This is a genomic window from Franconibacter daqui, from assembly GCF_014644275.1.
GTDB lineage: Bacteria > Pseudomonadota > Gammaproteobacteria > Enterobacterales > Enterobacteriaceae > Franconibacter > Franconibacter pulveris.
In genome coordinates this window covers 917,394-943,528 of the sequence record NZ_BMKJ01000001.1, presented here as the reverse complement: position 1 = coordinate 943,528, position 26,135 = coordinate 917,394, and the positions used below count along the sequence as shown (strand labels likewise).

General features: G+C 55.6%; 29 protein-coding genes and 1 tRNA gene. 14 read left to right on the top strand and 16 right to left on the bottom strand.

The window, feature by feature from the left end; genetic code table 11:
* Positions 1-359 precede the first annotated feature (359 nt).
* The 3 genes from yeaG (at position 360) to IEX01_RS04580 (ending at position 5,438) form a co-directional block, all read left to right on the top strand.
* Positions 360-2,294 carry a protein kinase YeaG gene (gene yeaG, locus IEX01_RS04590; RefSeq protein WP_024558034.1) on the top strand — a complete coding sequence of 645 codons (1,935 nt, stop codon included), beginning with the start codon at positions 360-362 and terminating at the stop codon, positions 2,292-2,294.
* A 58-nt stretch (positions 2,295-2,352) separates the two neighbouring features.
* A complete protein-coding gene (locus IEX01_RS04585; RefSeq protein WP_071788488.1) occupies positions 2,353-3,654 on the top strand; it encodes a YeaH/YhbH family protein in 1,302 nt (433 codons plus the stop codon).
* Positions 3,655-3,881: 227 nt separating this feature from the next.
* Positions 3,882-5,438 (top strand): EAL domain-containing protein, encoded by a 1,557-nt coding sequence (locus IEX01_RS04580; protein ID WP_188723331.1) that lies wholly within the window; start codon positions 3,882-3,884, stop codon positions 5,436-5,438.
* A 46-nt stretch (positions 5,439-5,484) separates the two neighbouring features.
* On the opposite strand, the gene IEX01_RS04575 is transcribed toward IEX01_RS04580, so the two are convergent.
* A complete protein-coding gene (locus IEX01_RS04575; protein ID WP_024551796.1) occupies positions 5,485-5,658 on the bottom strand; it encodes a con-10 family general stress protein in 174 nt (57 codons plus the stop codon).
* Positions 5,659-6,094: 436 nt separating this feature from the next.
* Between IEX01_RS04575 and IEX01_RS04570 the strand changes: the two genes are divergently transcribed.
* Together IEX01_RS04570 and IEX01_RS04565 are read left to right on the top strand one after the other, a co-directional pair.
* The gene (locus tag IEX01_RS04570) at positions 6,095-6,589 is read left to right on the top strand and encodes a YbaK/prolyl-tRNA synthetase associated domain-containing protein (protein WP_024558032.1); all 495 of its coding nucleotides are present in this window, start codon (positions 6,095-6,097) and stop codon (positions 6,587-6,589) included.
* An 86-nt stretch (positions 6,590-6,675) separates the two neighbouring features.
* Positions 6,676-7,122 carry a DUF441 domain-containing protein gene (locus IEX01_RS04565; RefSeq protein WP_188723330.1) on the top strand — a complete coding sequence of 149 codons (447 nt, stop codon included), beginning with the start codon at positions 6,676-6,678 and terminating at the stop codon, positions 7,120-7,122.
* Here IEX01_RS04565 and IEX01_RS04560 read toward each other — a convergent pair.
* From IEX01_RS04560 to IEX01_RS04540, 5 genes are all read right to left on the bottom strand, one after another.
* The gene (locus IEX01_RS04560; RefSeq protein ID WP_373289653.1) at positions 7,102-7,794 is read right to left on the bottom strand and encodes an amino acid ABC transporter permease; all 693 of its coding nucleotides are present in this window, start codon (positions 7,792-7,794) and stop codon (positions 7,102-7,104) included. The genes IEX01_RS04565 and IEX01_RS04560 overlap by 21 nt on opposite strands.
* Positions 7,794-8,543 carry an amino acid ABC transporter permease gene (locus tag IEX01_RS04555; protein ID WP_188723329.1) on the bottom strand — a complete coding sequence of 250 codons (750 nt, stop codon included), beginning with the start codon at positions 8,541-8,543 and terminating at the stop codon, positions 7,794-7,796. Before IEX01_RS04555 ends, IEX01_RS04560 begins: the two co-directional genes overlap by 1 nt.
* Positions 8,540-9,358, bottom strand: a complete 819-nt coding sequence (locus tag IEX01_RS04550) for an amino acid ABC transporter ATP-binding protein (protein ID WP_188723328.1) — start codon at positions 9,356-9,358, stop codon at positions 8,540-8,542. The genes IEX01_RS04555 and IEX01_RS04550 overlap by 4 nt, the downstream gene beginning before the upstream one ends.
* A gap of 1 nt (position 9,359) precedes the next feature.
* Entirely contained in the window at positions 9,360-10,184 is an 825-nt protein-coding gene (locus IEX01_RS04545) for an ABC transporter substrate-binding protein (protein WP_188723327.1), read from the bottom strand.
* Positions 10,185-10,386: 202 nt separating this feature from the next.
* On the bottom strand, positions 10,387-11,187 hold the full coding sequence (locus IEX01_RS04540) for an AraC family transcriptional regulator (protein ID WP_024559593.1): 801 nt from the start codon (positions 11,185-11,187) through the stop codon (positions 10,387-10,389).
* A gap of 102 nt (positions 11,188-11,289) precedes the next feature.
* Between IEX01_RS04540 and IEX01_RS04535 the strand changes: the two genes are divergently transcribed.
* Positions 11,290-12,474, top strand: coding sequence for a CynX/NimT family MFS transporter (locus IEX01_RS04535; RefSeq protein ID WP_024558025.1), 1,185 nt, complete (start codon positions 11,290-11,292; stop codon positions 12,472-12,474).
* A 33-nt stretch (positions 12,475-12,507) separates the two neighbouring features.
* On the opposite strand, the gene IEX01_RS04530 is transcribed toward IEX01_RS04535, so the two are convergent.
* The gene (locus IEX01_RS04530; RefSeq protein WP_188723326.1) at positions 12,508-13,215 is read right to left on the bottom strand and encodes a CTP synthase C-terminal region-related (seleno)protein; all 708 of its coding nucleotides are present in this window, start codon (positions 13,213-13,215) and stop codon (positions 12,508-12,510) included.
* A 275-nt stretch (positions 13,216-13,490) separates the two neighbouring features.
* On the opposite strand from IEX01_RS04530, the gene IEX01_RS04525 reads away from it, so the two are divergent.
* Together IEX01_RS04525 and IEX01_RS04520 are read left to right on the top strand one after the other, a co-directional pair.
* Positions 13,491-13,838 carry a DUF488 domain-containing protein gene (locus tag IEX01_RS04525; RefSeq protein ID WP_188723325.1) on the top strand — a complete coding sequence of 116 codons (348 nt, stop codon included), beginning with the start codon at positions 13,491-13,493 and terminating at the stop codon, positions 13,836-13,838.
* Positions 13,839-13,914: 76 nt separating this feature from the next.
* The gene (locus tag IEX01_RS04520) at positions 13,915-14,493 is read left to right on the top strand and encodes a hypothetical protein (protein WP_125454254.1); all 579 of its coding nucleotides are present in this window, start codon (positions 13,915-13,917) and stop codon (positions 14,491-14,493) included.
* On the opposite strand, the gene IEX01_RS04515 is transcribed toward IEX01_RS04520, so the two are convergent.
* On the bottom strand, positions 14,486-14,791 hold the full coding sequence (locus IEX01_RS04515; protein ID WP_024558021.1) for a hypothetical protein: 306 nt from the start codon (positions 14,789-14,791) through the stop codon (positions 14,486-14,488). The genes IEX01_RS04520 and IEX01_RS04515 overlap by 8 nt on opposite strands.
* Before the next feature lie 270 nt (positions 14,792-15,061).
* Complete coding sequence (locus IEX01_RS04510) at positions 15,062-15,598, bottom strand: hypothetical protein (RefSeq protein ID WP_188723324.1); 537 nt, start codon at positions 15,596-15,598, stop codon at positions 15,062-15,064.
* 197 nt (positions 15,599-15,795) lie between these two features.
* Here IEX01_RS04510 and IEX01_RS04505 point away from each other — a divergent pair, with 197 nt between their 5' ends.
* Positions 15,796-16,035, top strand: coding sequence for a DinI family protein (locus IEX01_RS04505; protein ID WP_024551786.1), 240 nt, complete (start codon positions 15,796-15,798; stop codon positions 16,033-16,035).
* Positions 16,036-16,476: 441 nt separating this feature from the next.
* On the opposite strand, the gene IEX01_RS04500 is transcribed toward IEX01_RS04505, so the two are convergent.
* Positions 16,477-16,683, bottom strand: coding sequence for a hypothetical protein (locus IEX01_RS04500; protein WP_024558019.1), 207 nt, complete (start codon positions 16,681-16,683; stop codon positions 16,477-16,479).
* Between the two features lie 37 nt (positions 16,684-16,720).
* The gene (locus IEX01_RS04495; RefSeq protein WP_373289651.1) at positions 16,721-17,140 is read right to left on the bottom strand and encodes an ASCH domain-containing protein; all 420 of its coding nucleotides are present in this window, start codon (positions 17,138-17,140) and stop codon (positions 16,721-16,723) included.
* Positions 17,141-18,107: 967 nt separating this feature from the next.
* On the opposite strand from IEX01_RS04495, the gene IEX01_RS04490 reads away from it, so the two are divergent.
* Positions 18,108-18,593 carry a hypothetical protein gene (locus IEX01_RS04490; protein ID WP_373289679.1) on the top strand — a complete coding sequence of 162 codons (486 nt, stop codon included), beginning with the start codon at positions 18,108-18,110 and terminating at the stop codon, positions 18,591-18,593.
* A 145-nt stretch (positions 18,594-18,738) separates the two neighbouring features.
* Positions 18,739-19,077, top strand: coding sequence for a cupin domain-containing protein (locus IEX01_RS04485; protein WP_024558016.1), 339 nt, complete (start codon positions 18,739-18,741; stop codon positions 19,075-19,077).
* On the opposite strand, the gene IEX01_RS04480 is transcribed toward IEX01_RS04485, so the two are convergent.
* Entirely contained in the window at positions 19,031-19,705 is a 675-nt protein-coding gene (locus tag IEX01_RS04480) for a hypothetical protein (RefSeq protein ID WP_071788486.1), read from the bottom strand. The two genes, IEX01_RS04485 and IEX01_RS04480, sit on opposite strands and share 47 nt — an antisense overlap.
* Positions 19,706-19,900: 195 nt before the next feature.
* Positions 19,901-20,098 (bottom strand): hypothetical protein, encoded by a 198-nt coding sequence (locus tag IEX01_RS04475; protein ID WP_024559586.1) that lies wholly within the window; start codon positions 20,096-20,098, stop codon positions 19,901-19,903.
* A gap of 184 nt (positions 20,099-20,282) precedes the next feature.
* Here IEX01_RS04475 and IEX01_RS04470 point away from each other — a divergent pair, with 184 nt between their 5' ends.
* On the top strand, positions 20,283-20,531 hold the full coding sequence (locus IEX01_RS04470; protein WP_024558013.1) for a glycine zipper domain-containing protein: 249 nt from the start codon (positions 20,283-20,285) through the stop codon (positions 20,529-20,531).
* Positions 20,532-20,865: 334 nt separating this feature from the next.
* Positions 20,866-21,045, top strand: a complete 180-nt coding sequence (locus tag IEX01_RS04465; protein WP_024558012.1) for a con-10 family general stress protein — start codon at positions 20,866-20,868, stop codon at positions 21,043-21,045.
* A 209-nt stretch (positions 21,046-21,254) separates the two neighbouring features.
* Here the strand turns inward: IEX01_RS04465 and IEX01_RS04460 are convergent, their stop codons facing one another.
* From IEX01_RS04460 to IEX01_RS04450, 3 genes are all read right to left on the bottom strand, one after another.
* Positions 21,255-21,410 (bottom strand): hypothetical protein, encoded by a 156-nt coding sequence (locus IEX01_RS04460; protein ID WP_167541496.1) that lies wholly within the window; start codon positions 21,408-21,410, stop codon positions 21,255-21,257.
* Positions 21,411-21,512: 102 nt separating this feature from the next.
* Positions 21,513-23,912: a phosphoketolase family protein gene (locus IEX01_RS04455; protein ID WP_188723322.1), complete on the bottom strand. Its 2,400-nt coding sequence runs from the start codon at positions 23,910-23,912 to the stop codon at positions 21,513-21,515.
* A 193-nt stretch (positions 23,913-24,105) separates the two neighbouring features.
* A tRNA-Ser gene (locus IEX01_RS04450) sits at positions 24,106-24,179 on the bottom strand.
* 987 nt (positions 24,180-25,166) lie between these two features.
* On the opposite strand from IEX01_RS04450, the gene IEX01_RS04445 reads away from it, so the two are divergent.
* Positions 25,167-26,126 carry a VirK/YbjX family protein gene (locus IEX01_RS04445; protein WP_188723321.1) on the top strand — a complete coding sequence of 320 codons (960 nt, stop codon included), beginning with the start codon at positions 25,167-25,169 and terminating at the stop codon, positions 26,124-26,126.
* Positions 26,127-26,135 lie beyond the last annotated feature (9 nt).

The window sequence follows — 26,135 nt, the reverse complement described above, 5'->3', positions numbered from 1 at the left end:
TCATCACTCTTTACATCACGCTAAACCTGGCAGGTTTACAAAACATCGTGACAAACGACTTGCAGTTTTATGACTCGTTGATGAATCAGCGCTTTGCCGCTTAAGTTGATAATGAAATGCTAAGGATGAGTTATTGATATGTATTTGAAAATCGCGTAAAGCGCCAGGCAAGTTTTATAAATGCCATCTACGCTTTAACTTAAGAAGGTGCATTACCCTGACCGCAGTAGCACAGCGCAACGCGCAAAAACGCATCAGTTGGCATAAGGGTTGCTGTACTCAGAATACGTCTTCCGGGAGCCTCCACTATTCATATGAACGGCTCTTAAACCTGTGCTAAAACGAAAGGACGGCATGCCATGAATATATTCGATCATTATCGCCAGCGTTATGAGGCTGCCAAGGACGAAGAGTTCACACTGCAGGAGTTTCTTACCGTTTGCCGGCAAGATCGCAGTGCTTATGCCAACGCGGCAGAAAGGCTACTGATGGCCATAGGTGAGCCAGTGATGGTGGATACTGCCCAGGAACCACGGCTGTCCCGTCTCTTTTCGAACCGGGTGATTGCACGTTACCCGGCGTTTGAGGAGTTTTACGGCATGGAAGACGCCATTGAGCAGATTGTTTCATACCTGAAACATGCCGCTCAGGGGCTTGAAGAGAAGAAACAGATCCTTTATCTGCTCGGCCCGGTGGGCGGCGGTAAGTCGTCGCTGGCGGAGCGTCTGAAAGCGCTGATGCAGCGCGTACCGATTTATGTGCTGAGCGCCAACGGCGAACGCAGCCCGGTCAACGATCATCCGCTGTGCCTGTTCAACCCGCAGGAAGATGCGCAGATCCTGGAAAAAGAGTATTCGATCCCGCGTCGTTACCTCGGCACTATCATGTCGCCCTGGGCGGCGAAACGGCTGCATGAGTTTGGCGGCGACATCACGAAATTCCGCGTGGTAAAAGTCTGGCCTTCCATCCTTGAGCAAATCGCGATTGCGAAAACTGAACCGGGCGATGAGAACAACCAGGATATCTCCGCGCTGGTGGGGAAAGTGGATATCCGTAAACTGGAAAACCACGCCCAGAACGATCCGGACGCCTACGGTTACTCCGGCGCGCTCTGCCGCGCCAACCAGGGCATTATGGAGTTCGTGGAGATGTTTAAAGCGCCTATCAAGGTGCTGCACCCTCTGCTGACCGCGACGCAGGAAGGCAACTACAACGGCACCGAAGGGATCTCCGCCCTGCCGTTTAACGGCATTATCCTGGCGCACTCCAACGAATCGGAATGGGTGCAGTTCCGTAACAACAAAAACAACGAGGCGTTCCTTGACCGCGTTTACATCGTTAAGGTGCCTTATTGCCTGCGCATCTCTGAAGAGATCAAAATTTACGAAAAGCTGCTTAACCACAGCGAGCTGACCCACGCGCCTTGCGCGCCGGGCACCCTGGAAACGCTGGCCCGCTTCTCGATTCTTTCGCGCCTGAAAGAGCCGGAAAACTCCAGCATCTATTCCAAAATGCGCGTCTATGACGGCGAGAGCCTGAAAGATACCGACCCGAAAGCGAAATCCTACCAGGAGTATCGCGACTATGCGGGTGTGGATGAAGGGATGAACGGCCTCTCGACCCGTTTCGCCTTTAAAATTCTCTCACGCGTCTTTAACTTCGACCATACCGAAGTGGCGGCCAACCCGGTCCACCTCTTCTATGTGCTGGAGCAGCAAATCGAGCGCGAGCAGTTCCCGCAGGAGCTGGCGGAGCGTTACCTGGAATATTTAAAAGGCTATCTGATCCCGAAATATGCCGAGTTCATCGGCAAAGAGATCCAGACCGCCTATCTGGAATCCTATTCCGAATACGGGCAGAACATCTTCGATCGTTATGTCACTTATGCGGATTTCTGGATCCAGGATCAGGAGTATCGCGACCCGGATACCGGCCAGCTGTTCGACCGTGAATCCCTGAACGCGGAACTGGAAAAAATTGAGAAACCGGCGGGCATCAGCAACCCGAAAGATTTCCGCAACGAAATCGTTAACTTCGTGCTGCGCGCCCGGGCGAATAACAGCGGCCGCAATCCGAACTGGACCAGCTACGAGAAGCTGCGCACGGTTATTGAGAAGAAAATGTTCTCGAATACCGAGGAGCTGCTGCCGGTAATTTCATTTAACGCTAAGACCTCGACCGACGAGCAGAAAAAACATGACGATTTTGTCGATCGTATGATGGAGAAAGGCTATACGCGTAAGCAGGTTCGCCTGCTGTGCGAATGGTATCTGCGCGTACGTAAATCGTCATAACCACAGCGGTCCGACACAGGCCGCAGGCGTGACCTGCGGCTTTGCTGCGCTGGCATATATGCAGTCTGGGGGAGATATGGCCTATTTTATTGACCGGCGGCTTAACGGTAAAAACAAGAGCATGGTGAATCGCCAGCGCTTCTTGCGCCGTTATAAAGCGCAAATCAAGCAGTCGATTTCCGAGGCCATCAACAAGCGTTCGGTAACCGACGTGGAGAGCGGCGAGTCCGTCTCCATTCCTACGGAAGATATCAGCGAACCGATGTTCCATCAGGGGCGCGGCGGCCTGCGCCACCGCGTTCATCCTGGTAATGACCACTTTGTGCAGAATGACCGCGTGGAACGCCCGCAGGGCGGCGGCGGCGGTTCAGGCAGCGGCCAGGGCCAGGCGAGCCCCGATGGCGAAGGCCAGGATGAGTTTGTCTTTCAGATTTCGAAAGATGAATACCTCGATCTGCTGTTCGAAGACCTTGCCCTGCCTAACCTGAAGAAAAACCAACACCGACAGCTTAACGAGTACAAAACCCACCGCGCGGGGTATACCTCTAACGGCGTGCCGGCCAACATCAGCGTGGTCCGTTCGCTGCAAAACTCGCTGGCGCGCCGCACAGCGATGACCGCAGGCAAGCGCCGCGAACTGCGCGAGCTTGAAGAAAGTCTGGATGAAGTGGCGAAGAGCGAACCCGCACAACTGCTGGAAGAGGAACGTCTGCGCAAAGAGATTGCCGAGCTACGGGCGAAAATCGAGCGGGTGCCGTTTATCGACACCTTCGATTTACGCTACAAAAACTATGAGAAACGACCGGAGCCTTCCAGCCAGGCGGTCATGTTCTGCCTGATGGACGTTTCCGGCTCGATGGACCAGGCCACCAAAGACATGGCCAAGCGCTTTTATATCCTGCTCTATCTCTTCCTGAGCCGGACCTATAAAAACGTCGAAGTGGTCTATATCCGTCATCATACCCAGGCGAAAGAGGTGGATGAGCATGAGTTCTTCTACTCGCAGGAGACGGGGGGCACCATCGTTTCCAGCGCCCTGAAGTTAATGGATGAGGTCGTTAAGGAGCGTTACGATCCGGCGCAGTGGAATATTTACGCCGCGCAAGCTTCGGATGGCGATAACTGGGCTGACGATTCGCCGCTGTGTCACGAAATTCTGGCGAAGAAAATCCTGCCGGTGGTGCGTTATTACAGCTACATAGAGATTACCCGCCGGGCGCATCAGACTCTGTGGCGCGAGTACGAACATTTGCAGGCGACGTTCGAGAATTTCGCTATGCAGCATATTCGCGACCAGGAAGATATTTACCCGGTATTCCGCGAACTGTTCCATAAACAATCGAGCGAAGCCTATAATTAACATCCAAAGCCAGCGCCAACCCGCTGGCTTTTATTTATCAGCCATTTAAGCGTTGCTCTCTGGCTTATTTAAGCATCGCTAAATAAATGGCAATAATTGGCGTTAAGTTCACCCTGATAATTAATGTTAGTTCAATAACCTGCATAAATAATTGCACCGGTCATTTCATTCGTTATAGTGCTAATTTTTCAGGCTCCATCACGCTGCGCTTCAGGATGATATGCTTCATGCTTCGCCGGATTAATCTCACCTTCAGTCATATGCTGGTTACGCTTTTAGCCATTTTATCCAGTCTGGCGTTGATTCTGGTCGTCGCCCAGACGATCGCATGGCGCCTTAGCGAAGCGAAAGTGGAAGCGTTCAGCACGACCGTGCTTGAGCGTAGCGTTTACCTGTTGCGCCAGGCGCAGGGCATCGCGCAGCAGAACGCCCGTAACGACAATACGCCGCCGTGCAGCGAGGCCGATCTCAGTCGTCTGCGTTCCCTGCTGTGGAATTACCAGTTAATTAAAGATGTGGGGCGGGTGAATCAGCAGGGCCTCATTTGTTCTGTTTTATGGGGACGGGTCACTCCACCGTTACCACTTATGCAGAAAGGGGAACCGACAAAACAGCTTGCCGGCGCCACGTTTTTGCATTTGCCCGTGGCGAACGGCGTTGAAGCCACGGCGCTGCGCCGTCACGGGCTTATCGTTTTTCTCTCCCCCTTCGCTTTTTCGCGCTTTGAAAGCGACCCCGACACCGCGTTATTCAGCGCGCTGACCATGAATAAAACGGGCACTGAACGCTATTTTTCCGTCGGCAGGGGCGCAGATGAATTAAGCCAGGCGCTTAACGGGCAAAGCCGCTGGAATTACATCGTCAAAAAAAGCTGCAGCCCGCATTATGATCTCTGCGCCATCGCAGGCTCCCATGCCGCCGGTTTTTTTAACGAGTCGCCGATTATTATTGGCTTTATTCTGTTTATGTCGGTCTTTACCGGCACCCTTATTTCACTGTGCTGGCATTTCTGGCGCAGTAAGAAAACGTCACTCTCCGCGAGGTTACAGCGCGCACTGGCGCAAGGTCGGCTAAGCCTGGTGTACCAGCCGGTTTTTGAAATACAAAGCGGCACGATGAGCGGCGTGGAAGCGCTGCTGCGCTGGGAAGATGACGATATGGGCGCGATATCGCCCGAGGTGTTTATCCCGCTGGCGGAAGAAACCGGGTTGATGCGCCAGATAACCGAGTACGTCACCGCCAGGGCATTCAGCGAGATGCGCGAGCTAATGCAGCGCCACCCTTTTACGTTAAGTATCAACATAAGCCTGATGGACCTGTTGGCCGATGACTATCTGCATTTTCTTAGCGAACAAGCCCGCCTGCAGGGCGTAACGCCTGGCCGGGTAATTCTGGAAATAACCGAACGCCAGGGCGGGGATCTGGAGAATATGTCCTGCGCTATCGCCCGCTTTAAACGCGCGGGTTTTCTTATCGCGCTGGATGACTTTGGCACAGGGTACTCGACTATTTCCTGGCTCTCACAACTGGACGTGGATGAGATAAAAATAGATAAAAGCCTTAGCGACTCTATTACCACCCACTCGCTGAATAAAACATTGCTGGTCAATTTGATCTTGCTGCTTAAATCGATGCCGCAGAAAGTTGTCTTCGAGGGGCTCGAAGAAGCGGAACAGGTTAATTATTTACGTTCACATTTCCCTCAAAGCTACGGCCAGGGTTGGTGGTATTCCCGGCCGCTCGATAAAAGCTCGCTGCAACAATTTCTTATATCTGATAAATAAAAACAGCAGCCTGAAAGGCTGCTGTTGTTTTCCCACGCTTGAGGATTTACTTACGGTCCTTATCGTGGCTATGCTGCCCCCCTTTCTTGCCCGCTTCGGAAGCGCGCTCAGGGTCGTTTTTAAAGTTGCCGCCGCTGCGCTGGCCGCCCTTGCGGCCCGCTTCAGAAGCTTTTTCGCGGTCTTCGGCAAAGTTGCCCGAACCGCCACGATGTTCTGCCATATCCTACCTCCGGAAACCCGATTTTGTTACCTGGACAGATGACGCATCGATGAAGTCAATAAAGCTTTATTAACCGTCAGGCTGAAGCGTGAAATAAAAGCGCTCGCCGCCGCTCCTTTTTATTGCCGTCCTGCGCCGCTTGCTATAAATAAGAGAGAAACCCTCCTGATTTATTCCGTTACCGTTTTGAATGGCATGCCCGGCCTGCAAAAATAATGTTTGCCCATAGCAAAAGCGTTATTTTCGCCAGCCATTCCACGATAATACAGTTCGCTCAGGTAAGCCAAACGTGTCAGGTCATTTTCTTACGCTCATTTCGCCATCTCTTTTATTTTGGAAGGTATTTTCTTTTGCCCGTTACGGGAATATTGCAAACCTCAGGCGCGCTGCGTATCGTAAACAGCACAATAATCAGTCAGCAACGGACGGAAAAATAATGACAGACAGAGGCGTGGCGGTGCATGAACAACTGGTGGAGTTGCTAAAAGATAACGAAGCGCGTTATCGGGTAATGGAACATGAGCCAATGGGCAAATGCGAAGCGGTCTCTCTGCTTCGCGGCACCGCCCTGGGCCAGGGCGCTAAGGCGCTGGTATGCAAGATCAAGGGCAACGGCGTAAAGCAGCACGTGCTGGCGATTCTGGCAGCAGACCAGCAGGCGGACCTGACCTTGCTGGCGCAACATGTCGGCGGGCTGAAAGCCTCCCTCGCAAGCCCGGCAGAGGTGGATGCGCTAACGGGCTGCGTCTTTGGCGCCATTCCACCCTTCAGCTTCCACCCGAACCTGAAGCTGGTCGCCGACCCGCTTATTTTCGAGCGGTTTGATGAAATCGCTTTTAACGCCGGTCTGCTGGAAAAATCCATTGTCATGGATACCGCCGACTACCTGCGTATCGCCCGCCCGGAGCTGGTGGCATTTCGCCGCAGCTAATCCCTTAACGCTGCAGCGCGAATCGATAAAAACCCCCGCTGCGGCTTTTCTGTGTTTCTCTTAAAAAGGCTCAGCAAGGAGCTGGTATGTTTGACAGCACGCTGCTGATTTTGCTGGCGCTGGCGGCGCTCGGCTTTATCAGCCATAACACCACGGTTGCGATTTCCGTTCTGGTGTTGATAGTCATCCGCATGACGCCGCTGCAGCAGGCGTTTCCGTGGATCGAAAAACAGGGGCTCACCCTGGGCATTATCATTCTCACCGTCGCCGTGCTGGCCCCCATCGCCAGCGGCACATTACCCACCTCCACGCTGTTTCACGCTTTCCTGAACTGGAAGTCGCTGGTGGCTATCGCGGTGGGGATTTTTGTCTCCTGGCTTGGCGGGCGCGGCATCACGCTGATGAGCGGCCAGCCCACCATTGTCGCGGGTCTGCTGGTGGGCACCGTATTAGGCGTGGCCCTGTTCCGGGGGGTGCCGGTCGGGCCACTTATCGCTGCGGGGTTAGTCTCTTTACTGATTGGTCGCCAGTGATCGGCGCGAAAAGCGTCGTGAAACCAGCAGGCCGAGCGCGCTGCACAGCAGGTAATAGACCACGCCGGTAAAGATAAATAGCGCCGCCGGGTAGACCTGCACGCGGTTATTAACCTGCCCGGCGACGGTGGTGAGCTCCGGCACGTTGACGATAAAGGCGAGCGACGTGTCTTTCAGCAGCGCGATAAGCAGCCCGATATACGACGGCAATACATTGCGCAGCCCCTGCGGCAGCAAAACAAACCGCAGCATCTGCCCGCTGCTGAACCCGCCCGCCAGCGCCGCTTCGCGCTGGCCTTTCGGCAAGGCTTCCAGCCCGGCGAGCGTGGTATGCATCACCGAAGCGGAAGTAAACCAGGCCAGCGCCAGCGTTACCGTCACCGCCCCCGGCATCTCTCCCCCCGTCAGCATCGGCAGCAGAAACCAGAGCCAGAAGATAACGAAGATGAGCGGAATGCCGCGGATTAACTCTGCCCACACGAACAAACCTCGCCGCACCGCGCCGCCGTAGCGCCAGGCCAGACAGGCAAGCGCGATGCCGCCAGGAAAGGCCAATAGCGCCGCGCCGAGGGTCATCAGCAGCGTCAGCAGCACACCGCCCGGCTCCCCTTGCGCCATCCGGCCCCACAGCAGGTAGTCCAGGTTATCGGCGATTACCGTGATGTTTTCCATTATGCCGCCCTCCCTTGCTTACGTTCGCCGCCTGACGGGCCAAACCAGGCAAAAAGCCAGCCCATCGCCAGCCCGAGCAGCAGGTAGAGCGCCGTGCCGATGGCGAACGCCTCCAGCGCGTGGGCGTTGTAGCTTTCAATCTGCCGCACCTGGTAAGTGAGCTCGGCAAAGCCGATGCCGGTTGCCAGCGAAGAGAGCTTCATCAGGTTGAGGTATTGCCCCACCACCGGCTGCCAGGCGTTGCGCAGCCCCTGCGCCAGCAAAATCCAGCGAAAAATCGCCTGTTCGCTAAACCCCTGCGAGCGCGCCGCTTCAACCTGCCCTTTTGCGACGGCCTGAAGCCCCGCGCGGATCTCCTCTACCAGAAAAGCCGCGCTAAAGAGCCCCAGCGCCCAGACCGTGCAGAGAAACTCCGGCGTAAACCACCAGACATCGCCGGGCAAAATGCTCCACGCATGCTCATCGTTAACCACCCCGCGAAACGCCTGCGGAAGAAAATTCCAGGCGGCGAAATACCAGAACAGCAGTTGCACCAGCAGCGGCGTATTACGAAACAGCGAGACCCATGCCGCCACCAGCCCGCGTCCTGCCGCCCCGCCAGCCAGCCGCAGCGCCAGCAACAGCACGGTAAGCAGGGTGGCGAGCAGCATGCCCGCAAGCGTAACCCAGAGGGTGGTAAGAAAACCGGAAATAAGCCACTGCAACGGTTGCCCGCTCAGCACGCCATGCCAGTCAAGGTGCAGATTCATGCGAGGTCCTTACGCTCCAGGTGCAGCGGGTCGAGCACTTTTTGCAGGAAGCGCTGCGCGCGAGGATGCGCGGGAGCGGTGAAAAACTGCTGCGGCGGCGCCTGCTCCAGGATCTCCCCGCCATCAATAAACACCACCCGGTCAGCGATTTCCCGCGCAAACTGCATCTCGTGCGTTACCACAATCATGGTGATGCCGCTGTGGGCCAGCGTTTTCATCACAAAGAGCACCTCGCCTATCATCTCCGGGTCGAGCGCTGAGGTCGGCTCGTCGAAGAGAATAATTTGCGGCTCGCTGGCGAGCGCCCGCGCGATGGCCACACGCTGCTGCTGTCCGCCGGAGAGCTGTGCGGGCAACTCGCCGGCTTTATCCTGCAAGCCTACCTGCGCCAGCAGGCCAAGCGCTCTCGCTGTCGCTGCCTGCGGCTTCCAGCCATGGACATGGGTCAGCGCCAGCGTGACGTTCTCCAGCGCCGTCAAATGCGCGTAAAGGTTGAACTGCTGAAAAACAAAGCCGACGCGGCTTCGCAGCGCGCGCAGCGCCCGTCCGCTCAGCCCGCGCGTGGGTTTGCCGTCGATATAAATCTCCCCTTCGCTTAGCGGCTCAAGCTGATTAATCAGCCGGATGAGGGTCGATTTGCCGGAGCCGGAAGGGCCAAGTATCGCCACCACTTCGCCCGGATTAACCCTGAGGTTGATGCCGTTCAGCACCCGGTTGTCGCCGTATCGTTTAGTCGCGTCGCGAAACTCAACGCTTGCCTGCTGCAAATGCGAAAAATCCGCGGCTCGGGCCGCGGACTGAGAAAAAAACGCCATATTACTTCGCTTCTATTTTGAAATTACGCGGTTGCGGCGTTTTGGTCGCAGGGCCGAACCAGGTATCGTAAATCTTCGCCGCTTCGCCGCTCTGTTCAAGCTTCACCAGCTCGTCATTCACCGCTTTCAGCAGCGCCGGCTCGCCTTTTTTCACCCCTACGCCGATATCCTCTTTGCTGAGCAAATCCGGCAGGATTTTAAACTGCGCCTTGTCCGGCGCTTGCGCCAGCAGCCCCGCCAGAATGGTGCTGTCCTGGGTGATGGCCTGCACGTTGCCGTTGCGCAGCGCCGTCAGCGCCAGCGGGATGTCGTCATAAGAGAGGACGCGCGACTGCGGGAAGCGCTGATGCAACGCCTGCTCGCCCGTGGTTCCCTTCACAGCGCCGATACGCGCTTTGCTGTAGGCATCAAGCTTATTGGGCGACCGCGCCGGCACCAGGAACTGCTGACCGGTCACAAAATAGGGCGTAGAGAAATCGACCACCTGCGCCCGTTCCGGGGTAATGGTGATATCCGCGACGATGAGATCCGCCTTGCCGGACTGCAGCAGCGGGATACGGTTCGCCGGGTTGGTTGCCACCAGCTCCAGCTTCACGCCGAGGCTTTTCGCCAGCGCGTTCGCGAAATCGACATCGTAACCAACGATGTTATGGGTTTTGGGGTCAATCGAGCCAAACGGCGGGTTGGCGTCAAAGGTCGCCACTTTTACCACGCCCGCTTTTTTAATTTCGGCGAGCTGGTCGGCCTGCGCTGCGCCGGTGAAGCCCGCCAGCGCCAGCAGGGCCAGCGCCACGATCTTTTTCTGTGTGTTAAGTACGGCTGCCATAGGTTTTCCTTGATATCCCTGTAGTTATTACGTCCTCTCTACGTTCCCACAGCGCGCGGTATCCTGGAAATTCCTTAATCGGCAATAGATATGCGCAAATGTTATTAAGCGCAACGGCTTAAAAGGAAACGCTTATGGCATGGCGCAAAGCAGCATAACCCACTGCCAGACGGAGAAAACTTCCCCGGCTGGCAGTCGTTTTTTATGAAAAAGAGGACAGCGCCTGCGTGTCGCGCAGATAACGCCCCGGCGTCTGGCCCAGCGCTTTTTTAAACATAGTGATAAACGCAGTGGTGGAGTCATAGCCCAACGCCTGCGCCACCTGAGTGACCTGTTGACCATTAATCAGCAACCGCAGCGCGACGATGAGCTGTAGCTGCTGGCGCCAGCGGCGAAAGTTTAACCCGGTCTCTTTCACCACCAGACGGGCCAGATTACGCTCGCTCATGGCGAACTGCGCCGCCCATGCGGCAAGCGTACGCCGGTCGTCCGGCCGCGCCGCCAGCGCTTCGACCATGACGCGAATTTTAGGGTGTCGGGAAACCGGCAACTGGAGTTGCTCAACCGGCTGGCGGGGAAGCTCATCGAACAGCACCTGCACCAGCCGTGCGGTCTCTCCGGTATCGCTCTGTGTTTTACGACGCTCTGCAAGCGTCAGGATAAGCTCGCGCACCAGCGGGGACACTTTCAGAGTGCAGCAGGTTTCAGGCAGCTTAACCGCGCCCGGTTCGATAAACAAAAAGCAGAGCCGGGCCTGCGCCGTAGCCCGGTTGCTGTGGGCAAGGCCGCCCGGCAGCCAGACCGCGTACTGCGGCGGCACCATCCAGACGCCCTGCTCCACTTCGCAGGCGATGCCGCCGTGCAGCGCCAGGATAAGCTGCCCTTTACGGTGCTGGTGAAAGGGGATCTCTTGCTCGCTTTCTCCTACGCGTATGCGAAACGCCACCGCCGGGTCGTGGTGGAGGTCCGGGTTATACCCCTCAAGTTCTAATCCCTGTTCCATTGCGCTTGTCCGAATTTAGCGATTATCTGGCATTTTAGCTTGATTCCATTCAGGCGAAGAAGCGCTATGCTCTGCATCTCGTTTTTTTGCTGAGAAAGCCTGATGACTTCCACGACGCTTGCCCGTCCCCGCGCCCTGCTTTTACTGGCGGGCATTTTGACTCTCGCCACCACGCTTCGCGTGACGTTTACCGGCGCGGCGCCGCTGCTGGACGCCATTCGCGACACGTTTACGCTCTCTACCGCCAGCACGGGCGTGCTGACCACGCTGCCGCTGCTCGCCTTCGCCGTGGTTTCGCCGCTGGCGGCAGGCCTGGCGCGCCGCTTTGGCATGGAGCGCAGTTTATTTGGCGCGATGCTGCTGATTTGTGCCGGCATCGCGCTGCGCTCAACGGGCGGCGCGGCCGGGTTATTCCTTGGCACCGCCGTCATCGGCTGCGGCATTGCGATTGGCAACGTCCTGCTGCCGGGCATGATCAAGCGCGATTTTCCAGGCCAGGTGGCGCGGCTCACCGGCGCCTACTCCCTGACGATGGGCGCGGCGGCGGCACTGGGTTCGGCGCTGGTGGTGCCGGTGGCCGCGCTCGGTTTTGGCTGGCGCGGCGCGTTACTGGCGCTGATGGTCTTTCCGCTACTGGCGATGCTGCTGTGGCTGCCGCAGCTGCGGCAAAAAAGCGCCTCGACGGTGCGCGGCCCGGCGCCGCGTGAACAGCGCGCGCTCTGGCGCTCGCCGCTCGCCTGGCAGGTAACGCTCTTTCTCGGCCTTAACTCGCTTATTTATTACGTGGTGATAGGGTGGCTGCCCAGCATGCTGATAAGCCAGGGCTACAGCGAGGCGCAGGCCGGTTCGCTGCACGGCGTGTTACAGCTGGCGACGGCGGCGCCCGGTATCGCGGTGCCGATTATCCTCTCGCGTTTGCGAGACCCGCGAGGCCTCGCCGTTGGCGTATCGCTGCTTTGCGCGGTAAGCGCACTGGGGCTGTGGTTAATGCCGGGTCATGCCAGCCTGTGGGTTGTGCTGTTCGGGTTTGGCTCCGGCGCGACCATGATCCTGGGCCTGACATTCATCGGCCTGCGCGCCAGTTCAGCGCATCAGGCGGCGGCGCTTTCGGGTATGGCGCAATCGGTGGGCTATCTGCTGGCGGCGGGCGGCCCGCCAGTCATGGGGAAACTGCATGATTTACTGGCAAGCTGGAGCCTGCCGCTTATCCTCTGCGCGCTGCTGTCGATAATCATGGCGATCTTTGGCGCGTTAGCCGGACGCGACAGAGAGATTCACGTCGGCTAACCGGGCCAGGGGCGCGCCCCTGGCTTTACCGTCTTAACGCTGGGCGGCGCGTAAAAAGGCCTGCACCAGCGGCGCGGGACGCCCGGCCAGTGCCGCGCGTTCGTGCTGAAACAGCGTGGCGACGAAGAACGGGTGCGTCACCAGCTCAACTGCGCGAATCTCCCCTTCGCTGTCCCAGCCGGTGACCTTCAGCGGCTGTTGTTCGAGCGCCCCGGCAAACAGCGGCGCAATGCCGTAGTTACAGTGGTAGCCCTCTTCAATTTCCAGTCTGCCGTAAGCTTTCGCGATGAGCGTATTGGGGCGAAGCTCAATAGTGTCGCTTTTTTCCACCAGCGCGCAGGTCAGCGGCGCGATCACCAGCCGCCCTTCGCTGTGCGTTTCCCCATGCGCGGCGTCGTCCCAGCCCATGACGTTACGAGCGTACTCGATAATGGCGTGCTGAAAACCGCCGCAGGTGCCAAGAAGCGGCACGCTGTTTTCGCGGGCGTAGCGGATAGCGTGAAAAGCCCCCTCTTCGTTCTTATAAGGGCTTGCTGGCACTACCCAGATGGCGTCATAGCCAACCAAGTCTTCCGTGCTTGCGATATCCGGCGTGGCGAGCCAGTCGTAGTCGGCGTTCACCTCCAGCACCGCGGCGGCGTCGTCTATCGCCAGCGGGATAGCCTGATGCGCCAGCACGTCGGGGTTATAGTCGCCAACCAGAGCGATACGCAGGGTGGATTTCAGGGGAGAGCTTTCCATGAGGAGTTCCTTATGCAGAGATCGGTGATGCACAACATAAGGAACCTCAGCATACAGATCTGCGCGCAAGCTAACAACACCAAAAAATAGCAGGCTTATCAGGCAGATTGCCGTTTGTGCCCTGACGATGGCGGGGAGTAACATGGCGTGATGAAAAGTCACATTCTGGTAAGCGCCTGCCTGATGGGGTTTTGTGTCCGCTATGACAGTCTCGATAAACCCGTTGTTCTCGACACGCTTTCGCGCAGGCAGGAGGCGCAGCGGAGAAAAGGTAAATGATCGTAACAAAGCGAGTGTATGAAGCGCCGGACCCGCAGGACGGCTACCGCGTGCTGGTAGACCGGCTCTGGCCGCGCGGCGTAAAGAAAGCGGCGCTGAAGTGCGATGAATGGTGCAAAACGATCGCCCCTTCAGCCGAACTGCGCAAGGCGTTTCACGCCGAAGCCATTGATTTCGCCGCTTTCCGCGAAGCGTATCGCCGCGAACTTGAGGCTTCGCCAGAGGCGGCCCGGCGGCTTGCCGCCCTCGCCCGCAAGCAGAGGCTGACATTGCTTTATAGCGCGCGGGACACAACGCAAAATCACGCCCGGGTGCTGGCAGATTTTTTACGCGAACTGGCTTAGTCGCTGCGACAAAAGAATTAGCCTCACGCCGTGTTGGCGCTGCCATACTGAGAAAGGTTCGATGGAGGAGAAAGAGATGGCGGCGCGTTGGTGGCAAACCGGACTGGTGGTGCTGGGCGGACTTGTCTGCCTGAATTTATTGCAGAATGGCGTCTCAGCGGGGCTGTTTTTCCTGCTGGCGATGGGATTGATTTTTCCGCTGGCGGTCTCGATACGCCTGCACCAGCTCACCGAATCGGGACTGGTGCTGATCCCGCTTGAATATCTGGGCAGCCAGAGCGCGCAGGACGGCTCCCGCCAGGCGCGGTTTCGCCGCAGCCTGACTAATCCCTGTTTTTTCAGCCCCGACCGTGCAAGGCAGTTTTTCGCCAGCGCGTTGAGCGTACGGCTCGCGCTTCAGGTGGGCATTATGGCGATGTTGCTGGTGCAGTCGCGCATGCTGACGCCGTCGCTCGCGCTGCTGAGCGTAGGGCTGGGCGCCGGCTGGCTGCTGTATGGCATGGTGCGCTCCTGCGTCAGTCTGCATGCGGTGCTGAACCGCAGCTGGAGCGTGGAGCAGCTGGTTTCCGACAGCCAGAGCGAATGGTATCGCGCCTACCTCTGGTGGCAGAACGCGCGAATGCCGGCGCTGGATACGCTGCTCGGCCTTAGCTGAGGGAAAGCGTCTCTTCTTTCGCCGGGGAAAAATCGCCCTCCAGCGGCATCAAATGTTCGGCGCGCACAAAGGCAAAGCCGTGCTGCCGGTCAAACGCCACCACGTCGCCGGTCACCAGCCACAGCGCCCGCCCGCCCTGTTGCGGCATCTGGGTTGTTACGCCGTTTACGGGATTGATAAAGCGCTCGCCAGGCTGGCACAGCGCAAAAAGCTCAACGGATTTACCGATATTCACCCGCCCGGCGGCGGTGCGCGCGCCAATAATCATGGCAAGCGAGCCCGGTTTTAACTGGAACATTGCTTCACTCACAAGAACAGAAAAAGAACGCGACGATCAGAACATTCCTAAAGGCTCTTGTAAATAATGCGTGCGCCGCAGGCCGCATTTTTTTCACGCCCGGCGACAAAATTCACTATTTCTCCATTTTTGCAGAGGGTGGCTGTTTTACGCTCAACGGGTTCTGTCGTTGAACCACAGGACGCCATTCTCAAATTTACTGAGTTAACGTTGCCCCGCGCACCCTGCGGGGCATTTTTTTGGCAAGCAGCGGAAAGCAACGTTGAGCTTTCAGGCTTTATCCCAGCCCAGCCGCTCACGGATGACGCGCCGGTATGGCGTTTCAAGCTGCGCCGGAACCTGCTCGACATAGGCGCGGGCGTGCTCCCGCACTTCGCCCTGCAGGCTATCAAGATACGCGACAGCCTGTTCCGCCGTCGGGATTTGCCCTTCGTTGTGCCCCACCCGCGGCGGCAGCGCCGTCCAGATAAGCGCATCGATATTGCGCTCGCGCGCCCAGCTGGCAAGCTCACCTGCGCCTTCGTGATGAATGAGCAGCAGACCGGTGCCATCTTTTCGCTCTGGCGGAATGGCCTCCCTTTCTCGCAGCGCGAGAATCGCCTCCTCCTGAGAATTCAACGCAAGCTGCGCCCAAAAAACCTGTACCTGCGGCGCATTCAGGCAGATAGCGGTAGCCAGTTCGCCGCCGTCGCTCATGCGCGAGAACTCCACCGGCAACAGCGGCCCGTCCTGCCGCCACGCTCCCGCCACCGGCAGCGGGCCCGGCTTCCAGATAAGCGATCCCCATCCCAGACAAGCAATATTCATCGGTACCGCTCCTTACGACAAGTCATTAGCGTTCTCTCTATTTATAGCCGCCAGGGCGAAGCGCAGAGTAAGAAATGATAAAACAGGCGACGGCGCGCGCTTTAAAAAAGAGGTTGCATTCCCATCTTTACCTTTGCGATGCGCGCGTTTATAGTGCATTCCCGCTGTATATAAACCCAGTACCAGAGGTTCCCTTAATGTTTGTTGAACTTGTCTATGACAAACGTAACGTTGCCGGTCTGCCCGGCGCCCAGGAGATTATCCTGAACGAGCTGACCCGCCGCGTTCACCGCATATTTCCTGACGCAGACGTGCGCGTAAAGCCGATGCAGACTAACGGCCTGAACTCCGACGCCAGCAAAAATGACCGCGAAAAGCTCAACCGCATGCTGGAAGAGATGTTCGAGGAAGCGGATATGTGGCTGGTGAGCGAGTAATCTGCGCGCTTCGGCTTCTCTTCGCTGATAATCCAGGGCGGGCCTCGCTTTGCTCCCGCCTTTGCTGTTTGCCTCTGTTGATTCGCTTCCTGCAATTGCTGTTTCCCCTGCTGATTTGTTTATCGCGCGGCGAAAAACGTGCGCGGCAAGGCTATTCCTGCCCTTACGGGTTGCAGGGGTTTGTTCTTTAATGGCATAAAAGCGCCTCCTTTGGGTAAACAGAACAAGGAAGCATAAGAATGAGAAAGACAACGCTGATTTTGATTGTGGTGGCGGCTATCGCCTGGGCGGGCGTAGGACTCGGCTGGTGGTAACGGCAGCCTGCCATTTATGGTGGGCAGACAATCCTCACCCGGGCGCTATACTCCAGAGACAAACAAAAAAGACCCCGTGTATTCTCCCGGCCTGGCCGGGTTTTTTTTCGCTGTTGTTGGCCAGGCGTTACGCCTTTTCAAGCGCCGCCTGAATGGCATCTGCAAGCGTCGCTATCTCTGTGGCGACCGACTGCAAATCATATTCGGTTCGCGCGCCGGAGATGCCGTTTCCCGCGCCCACCGAAGATTTAGCGATCTCCAGCGCCGCCGCGACAGCCAGCAGCCGTTTTCTTTGCTCATCAGTGGCTCGTTCGCCGTAATAGTTTTCCAGCATCGTTTTCTCCCGCAGTCTGACTACCCTGGGCATTAACTTACAGCGTCTCGATAAGCGCAAACCTTTCAAAAACCAACTCCATGGCAGGCGCAAACGTCCCTTCACGCTCAAAGAACGCCCGGTGCGCATCCTGCCAGTAACGCAGGCTTAAATCGCCCTCGCCTTCCTGTTGCGCCAGCTCAGCCGTAACATCGCAAAAGCGGATAAGCTGCATAGCGACCGTACGAATTACGCATGCCGGCTGCCGCGCGCCATTGAGCACAATGTGATAGCTTCCCACCCACGGACGAAGTTGCTCCTGCTCAAAGGCAGCCAGCGAGCAGCAGGTCGCCTTTTTCTTACCGGAGATTACCAGTGCTGCCAGCTCATCGGCCATGGTGGCGGAGTCGCCAAACGACCACCAGAAAGCGTGAGGGTATTTCTGGCGCAGCGCGTCCTCTGTCATCTTATTTGTCATTCCCTGTGCCTGAACAAAACGTAAAACGCTCATTAAACCGCAGGCTGGTTGACTATTCACCTACGAAATATAAGGGCGTGAGCTATCGGATGCAGGCGCTCGCCGTCACTCGCGCGGCCGTGGGTTTTAACCGGGTCCTGTTAAGGCACAACACATTCAGGGGCATAAAAAGGTTTACAACGAAAATGAGAATGATTATATTTTGCGTATCGAGTAGTTGAGTGTTTCACTCAGGTATTCGATACGACATTGCTCACATTGCTTCCAGTATTTCTGGCCCGCCTCGTTATCTGTGCGGGCTTTTTTTTAATCTGCCGCCTGAAAGATTGCGCTAAAGCGTTACCGTTAAAAAGGAATGGGGCCGCGCTGGTTCTACCCTTATTAATAACAGGGACAAATAATCACCTGGAGTAATTTAAGGCACAACGGTAAATCGCACTTTCGTCTGAATAAAAGGTCTAATAAAACGCAATCCGCCTTAGCGCATAGCCGTAAAAAACACTGACTTTTCCTGACAAATTTATCCGAAACCGGTTGCAGAATATTTAAGGTGGGTAATTAAGAGATTACGCTCGCAAAATTGCATGTGCGACACGGCAAATAACAACCTAACGCAAATTAACCGGCTTTTAGCCTGTTAAATTGGTTCAAATTCAGCCAGACTAAGAGTTCTGGAATACTTCCTGTATTCCTCCTGACTAAGGTCTCTATGAAATATCTTAATACCGAAACGGTATGCGCCATGACAGGCGTATTGCCGACTACGCTTAAAAACTGGAAGCGTGCAGGTTTAATCACGCGCGCTGAAGATCTTAAGCGCGGATATAGCTGGAGCCAGTACATCAGAATCAACCATATCCTTGTCCTGACTTCTCGCGGCGATACCTTACGCGAAATTTATAATCTGATTTATGCCCCTCGCCGTTATCACCACAGCGGCTGGAGTTATCGGCAGGAAGAGTTGCTGATGCTGCTCAGCTTTGCTGATGATGTCGCGCTGGATAAATATTTACGGCGAATGATGCGTGATTACAGCAGCGAGGATTGCGTAAATTATTTGTTGAAACCACTCAACGTTCTGCTGCATGAAGAGCATTCTCCCGGCAGCGCGTTAAGAAAAGCCTTGTTTCATCGTGCTGTTATGCAGCAGGCGCTGCGCGACATACAGGCAATTGGCAGACAAAAAGCGGCCCCGCTTTTTCTGGAGGCCGTAAGCGTCAACGATGAAAACGAAATCTGGCTGGAAGCCATCCGACTGACGGGGCTCGGCTTCCGTGTCGAAATATCGCCTCAGCCGGCGGCCATGCCTGCTGTCGCGACCCGTCGCTATGAACATCATTTTATGTGGTGCGGCGCCGGGATTAGCAAAACGATGAAGCGTTATTTTCAGCAACGCCTTGCAGAGGGCGAACCCATTATGCTTTGCGGCCCCGATAAATCCGAGCATGCGTAAAAAACGGGTTATTGCGATACATCGAATGAAAATCGCCTTTGGGCGGTTTCGTTTTTTGCAACCCGCCATTTCTTGTAATGCCCGCTTGCTGGACACCCCTGCGCGAAAAGCGTAACGTCACATTTTTTAAGATGGCGAGCGAAAGATGATTTCTAAAGCAACGGCGGAGCATTATCACTGGGGAGAACAATGCGACGGCTGGCATCTGCTCAAACGATCGGATATGAGCATTATTCACGAGCGTATGCCGCCCGTGACAAAAGAGGTTCGTCATTATCATTGCCAGTCGCGGCAATTTTTTCTGGTGCTGAGCGGTGAGTTAACCATGGAGCTGGAGGGGGAACTTCATACCCTTAGCGCGCATCAGGGCATTGAAATTCCGCCGCAGGCAAAGCATCAGGCGCAAAATCTCAGCCAACATGCAGTGGAGTTTGTGGTTATTTCCCACCCGACGACGCGTGGCGATCGTATTGATATTGCATAACGGCGCCTGATGGCGCGTCGGCAAATTTTCCTCTCGCCCACGCGCCTGCAAAAAAATACCAACAGGTGGAAGAGAGACAAAGCGCATAGCCGAAAAATTCCACGCCTTCTTCCACCATATTTTTGACCAACCGGTCATACCCTTCCTGCATCAGCTGCTGCCAGAGAAAATGCATGCCGAAAAGACGGGAAAAAACCAGAATGCAGAGCAAGCCGGAAAACATCATGCCGTAGGCGGGATGGCGCATAAAGCGAGCCAGCTGGCGCACCGTATCAACAGGCTTCCTGGCGCAGTAACCGATGCTCAGAAGCGCGGTGAGAAGCGCGAACCAAACCCATGCGCCGTGCCGGATTTGGTCAAAGAGAAAATCCATTTCGCGAATCAGCATACAGCCAAAAAAACCGGCGATCAGCACGGCGCCTTGTCTGATTTCACCTGGGCGGGATCCATAACGGAGAAACAGCATCACCGTAGCCGCCAGCATGAGTTCCTGCACAATTTCAGTGGCGGACATTTCTTTAATCCCATCCTGTAACCAGGCGATATCGATATACAACGCGCTGAGGGTGATAACGACAAGAAAAGCAGAGGCGAAAAACGCGAGAATATTTTTTAAAACAAATGCCATAACTATTCGCAATTAAGTAAATGCTTAATTGTACTGATGTTGCTGCTCAGAGGTTCGCGATAAGTGCGTAATATAGAGCATAACTTTAATAAAATGCTGCTTAATGCCGCTTTTTGCCAAATAATATTATCGTATCGCGGCCATTTTTAGACTCAGCATTAAGCGGTAGCGACAATGCGGGAGCAACCGGCTGGCTTACCTGTCTGCTGGCGGCATCAGCGGGCCGCTCAACACGGTGGCTTCCTGACGGGTGGCAATAAAATCGGAAGCGCCCATAAAATGCCAGACGCCCCTGATGCGCTCCCCGGTCAAATAATCCAGCGTTTCTTCATCAGCGTACCAGGCAATCAGCTTGGTCCCGGCGTAAAGCACCCAGTAAAATCCTTCTTCCATACTTACCTCCGTTAGCGCAGGTTCTTTTTATCGGCAGTATAGAACTGCGTACAAGCACCGGGACGTGAGCAGGATCGACTCCTGTTCCAGCCATCTAAAAAGGTTCATAAATCCTGGTTTCCCTGGCTGCGTCTGTCCCTCTGCTACACTTAAAACTTACCGAGTAACGTTTCAGGAGGGAAAGATGTTTGGTAAAGCCGACGATAAATTGAAAGAAGTTTCAGGTCTGGCCCAGGAAGCTTACGGGCGCGCAACCAACAGCCATCATGATGAAGCAAAAGGCGCCGCGCGCCGGTATGCAAACCAGGCAAGCTACGCCGTGCGCGATGCGGCTGACACCGTACGCGATCAGGTGACGTCTAACCCGTTAAGCGGCCTGGCCATTGCAGCCGCCGCAGGTGTCGTATTGGGTTACCTGTTGGCGCGTAAATAATTTCTCAGGGCCGCCATGCGGCCCTGCTTCTTTTCCCGTCCCGCTGTCTTCTCTTTTCTTTCTTCCCGTCAATTCATAAGTTTTTGTTATCTGACGTCTTTCATGAACCCATGCCCTCTTACGTCGTTTTTAAGCGCGAAAAAGATATATTCTACAGCCTGCACCATCACGGCTATCTATTTGTATTTAAAAGAAAAACAAGATAATGGCCGATGCAGATTATTCTTACTTCCCTAAGCGCAATCAGCTTCTATATTTAATCGTGTAGCAACGATGCAGTAGCATTTAACGCTACTTTTACTTTCCTGGAAGAAAAGAAAATCTGGAGGTTTATATGGCCGAACATCGTGGTGGTTCTGGTAACTTCGCAGAAGATCGTCAGAAAGCTTCTGAAGCAGGTAAAAAAGGTGGTCAGCACAGCGGCGGTAACTTCGCTAATGACCGCGAAAAAGCCTCTGAAGCAGGTAAGAAAGGTGGACAGAATAGCCATGGCGGCGGACGTAAGTCTGACTAAGTGCGCTAAATAGCTACCTTTCAGGGAAAGAAAGTGTATAAAGCCTCTTCCTGGATAAAACCTCCAGGGAGAGGCTTTAACGTTATGGCCGCCTGCTTGTTCGATCCCCCTCTTCTCGCCGCCTCATCCATAACTTAATTTGATGCTTGCCATCGTACCGTACGCAAGCGCAGCTATTGTCGCCGCGCCGCGCCGGTCGCTATTGCCGATTATTCGTCCTCTGTACGCTGCGGTTTGCGGTGGTCGTCATGGCTTAGCGTGTCGTCTTCCTCATAAGCGTTGCCTCCCTTCGGCGCCGCCTCGGGCAAGCCTTTGCTCGCCTCGCCTTCCTCTTTACGATGCGTATTGGAATCTTTGTCGACCATATAAACCTCCTGGCATGTTGGAGAAATAAGTGTAGCTGAGAAGCTCGTTTTGCCCGCTAACGGGGCCTGGTAAAAAAGCCAGGCATCGCCTGGCTTGCGCAGTTATTCTGGCGCGTCGCCGCCGCCCTGCTGCGAAGGCCACTTCCAGCCGCGCACCTCCGGCAAGTCTTCGCCATATTCCCGAACATAACGATGGTGAGCGGCTATCTTTTCCTGCAACTCATCCAGGATCTCATCCGCCTGCCCCTGTAATTTGTCAACGCGCAGAATTGCCGCCTGGGCCAGATGGAAGCGGTCGAGCTCGTTCATCACGGTCATATCGAAAGGCGTGGTGGTCGTGCCTTCCTCCATAAAACCGCGAACGTGGAAGCTGCGATGGTTATTACGCAGGTAAGTCAGGCGGTGGATAAGGCTCGGGTAGCCGTGAAAAGCGAAAATAACCGGTTTATCTTTGGTAAAGATGGCATCAAACGCTTCTTCACTCAGGCCGTGCGGATGCTGCTCCTGGGTCTGTAGCGCCATCAAATCCACCACGTTAACCACCCGTACGCTCAGGTCCGGCAGATAGTGGCGCAGCAAATCGACGGCGGCCAGCGTCTCCATGGTCGGCACATCGCCTGCGCAGGCCATCACCACGTCCGGCTCTTTGCCTTGCTGCTCATTGCCCGCCCAGGGCCAGACGCCAAGCCCCACTTCACAGTGCTTCACCGCCTCTTCCATGGTCAGCCACTGCGGCTCAGGCTGCTTGCCGGCCACGATGACGTTAATGCGGTCCCAGGTTTTCAGGCAGTGGTCCGCCACCCACAGCAGCGTGTTAGCGTCGGGCGGCAGATAAATGCGCACAATATCCGCTTTCTTATTCGCGACATGATCCATAAAGCCCGGATCCTGATGGCTATAGCCGTTATGGTCCTGTCGCCAGACATGGGAGGAGAGCAGATAGTTAAGGGAAGAGACGGGCTCACGCCACGGCAGCTTGCGGGTCACCTTCAGCCATTTGGCGTGCTGGTTGAACATCGAATCGACAATATGGATAAAGGCTTCGTAGCAGTTAAACAGGCCGTGACGGCCCGTTAACAGATAGCCTTCGAGCCAGCCCTGACACTGGTGCTCGCTCAAAATTTCCATGACGCGGCCATCCGGCGCCAGCTGCTCGTCGTAAGGCTCAACCGGCTCCTGCCAGGTGCGGTTGGTCACTTCAAACACGTTGCTGAGGCGGTTGGAGGCAGTTTCATCCGGGCCGAAGAGGCGGAAGTTATCCTGGTTGCGCGTGAAGATATCGCGCAGGTAACTGCCCAGCACTTCGGTAGACTGAACCTGCGGCTCGCCCCGGGTCGTCACCTCAACGGCATAATCGCTGATAGCCGGGGTTTGCAGCTCGCGCCGCAGCCTGCCGCCATTGGCATAGGGCGTTGCGCCCATGCGTTTATCGCCCTCCGGCGCCAGCGCCCGCAGCTCGGGCTTAAGCCTGCCCTGCTCGTCAAAAAGATCTTCGGGATGATAGCTGCGCATCCACGTTTCCAGGATCTGGCGATGTTCGTCGTTCTCCCGGCAGGAGGCGACAGGCACCTGATGCGCGCGCCAGAAACCCTCCACTTTTTTGCCATCGACCGTTTGCGGTCCCGTCCAGCCTTTAGGGCTGCGCAGAATGATCATCGGCCAGCGCGGGATAGCCTGCGCCTCGCCGCCGCTGCGCGCCTGTTGCTGATAGCGGCGGATGTTGTCCAGCGCCTGGTCCAGCGTCTGCGCCATCTGCTGATGCATTTTTTCCGGCTCGTTGCCGCTGACAAAAAACGGCTCGTAACCATAGCCGCTGAAGAGTTGTTGCAGGTCGTCGTCGCTGGCGCGTCCGAGCAGGGTGGGATTGGCTATTTTGTAACCATTAAGGTGCAAAATGGGCAGCACCGCGCCGTCGCGCGCGGCATTGAGGAACTTAATGCCATGCCAGCCTGAAGCCAGCGGCCCGGTCTCGGCTTCGCCGTCGCCGATAACACAGGCGGCAATCAGATCCGGATAGTCAAATACCGCGCCAAAGGCGTGCGAAAGCGAATAGCCTAATTCGCCGCCTTCATTAATGGAGCCCGGGGTTTCCGGCGCTGCGTGGCTTGGGATGCCGCCGGGAAAGGAGAATTGCTTAAAAAGCTTTTGCATGCCCGCGGCATCTTCGCTGATGTGCGGGTAGATCTCGCTATAACTGCCTTCAAGCCAGGTGTTCGCCACCATTCCCGGCCCGCCGTGACCGGGTCCGCAGATGTAAATCATATCAAGAGAGCGGTGGCGAATGACCCGGTTGAGGTGCGCATAGATAAAGTTAAGCCCCGGCGTAGTACCCCAGTGGCCGAGCAGGCGGGGCTTGATGTGCTCGGGACGCAGCGGCTCGCGCAGCAGGGGGTTATCCATCAGGTAGATTTGCCCAACGGACAGATAATTGGCGGCACGCCAGTAACGGTCTAGCAACTGCAGTTCTTCATTAGCGGCTGACGGTGAAGATGGTTGCGTCATGCTTTCCCTCCGGTAGTGGTTATGCAGACGAGGGGCGCTCGCCCCTGCGCATTTAAATACTGCTTTAACCCTACTAGAAGAATGGCGGACTGGCGAAAAAATGGCGGCGATTCAACGGAGCGGATAAAACGTTCTCTTTTGCACGCTGCTGCGCAAGGGCGTCTGCCTGCGTGGCGAAGCGTCGCTAAAGGGGTCCGCCGGCGAGGACTCGAACCTCGTACCCCCTGCTCAGTTGACAGTTACTCTTACCTGGTGAGCTACCGGCGGAATAAATTTACCATTTCGGAATTAAGCATCATTAATCGATTTAATCATCACGCAAATAATCAGCTAACCCACTGTCGTTATAACGTTAACAGGGGGCTGGTTAATGAACAGATTGACTTCATATCGATAAGCATGTCTTAAGAAACAGCAAAGCGCAAATAGCCGCACTACTTTTTATTTTACCCCTGCCTGAAACTGTACATGAAATTATAATGCGTACAGGATTGCGCTTATTTATTGGTCAACGGTAAAGAAAAGCAAAAAAAAACCCGCCTGAGCAGGCGGGCAATATCAGGAATAACTCTAAACAAGAGAGGAAAACCGACAAATTAAACATAGAGGGTTACGCCAGATATTCAATACTTAACTCAAATTAATGTGTCGAATATTAATTTAATTAACCATTTTTACATTTTATTGCTTTCTACTAATGCATTTCTACTCCTCAGGGAGTAGTTTTGCTGCTTCATGGCGTATCGCACCCGATCCTCTACAGCGCCAATCCCGCACCGTCATTTCTGGCTGGTTTGCCCGCAGGCGAAAACAGGCGGCGACCGGCAGATGGCGTAACGGGCAGGCAACGTCTGCTGTCAGGTGTATTTGCTGGCGGGCTACTCTTTTGTACCGCCTTTTATTTGTTTCTCTATTAATGCGCCGTTTAGGATATGTTGAAATAAATGCATGCTAAAAAGGGTATTATCGGCGCGGGGATGTCGCCGAAAATAAAAACGCCATCGCGAATGCGTTATTTTCATGCACGCCTTCATGCAAAACCACACGTAAAATCCGCCGCATTCACAATGAAACCTAAAATTTAGTAATCCATTGTTTTCGCTGACTTAAAAAAAGAAAATGATTTAATCATCTTTGCCTGCCCGACCATTATCGCTATTTCTAAATAAACCCTAAACGGCCCCGCGGATTATTTACGGCTTCTGTTAAGCTATTAAATGGCTGTCCTTATAATCATCGCAAACCCAGAACGAGATGATTATTTTGACTGACAGCAACCTGCCTTTTGCCTGCGCGCCGCAGCCGGGCGAGCACCTCATTACCGCGCTCGTCACCGGGAAATGTATCCCCGGCCCGGTATGGAGCAAATGGGATTACCGACTGAAATTCTTGCTTCGCTCCCTGCTCTTCTACCCCTCTACGCGCCGGATGCTTTCCGGCCTCGCGCAGCGGGCCGATTTTGGGCAACTGCTCCAGTCGCAAATTACGCTGCCTGGCAAAACACACCGTCTTTATCTTGTTCGCGGTTTGTCGGCGGGCCAGCGAGCTGATGCTATTGTCAGCCATTACCAGTTTCTCAGCACATTGCCGGCGTCTCTCGCCAGCGCGTTTACGGCAATGTCAGAGACACCGCTGCTGCAATTCCTGGGCAAAGAAGAAACCGCCTTCACTCTTAGCGCCTCCTGCGCCAGAAAGGCGGAGCGCGAAGGCGAATGCACGCTCTGGCTGCGCGATGCAAACCAGACCCTGCTTGCCAGCCTGACGTTCAGCGTCACGCGTCGGCAAAAGCAGTGGCAGCTGGTTATCGGCGGCTTACAAGGGCCGCGCCGCAACGTTGCACATGAAATGATTAAACAAGCGACGCGCGCCTGCTATGGTTTGTTTCCTAAACGGCTGCTGCTGGAATTTCTCTGGCAACTGGCGGCGCTTACGGATATCCGCGCCATCTATGGCGTCAGCAACAACGGGCATGTGTTTCGCGCGCTGCGTTACCGGTTCAGCAAAGGCCGCCATTTCCATGCCAGCTACGACGAATTCTGGGAATCGGTGGAAGGCGTGCGTGAAGGCGCGTTTCGCTGGCGTCTGCCGCTGCAACTGGAGCGAAAAACGCTGGAGAGCATTCCCAGCAAAAAACGCGCGGAGTACCGTCGCCGCTTCCAGTTGCTGGATAGTATGAGCGCGCAGTTAAGCGCGCGGTTTGTTTCACGCGCCTGATAACGACAA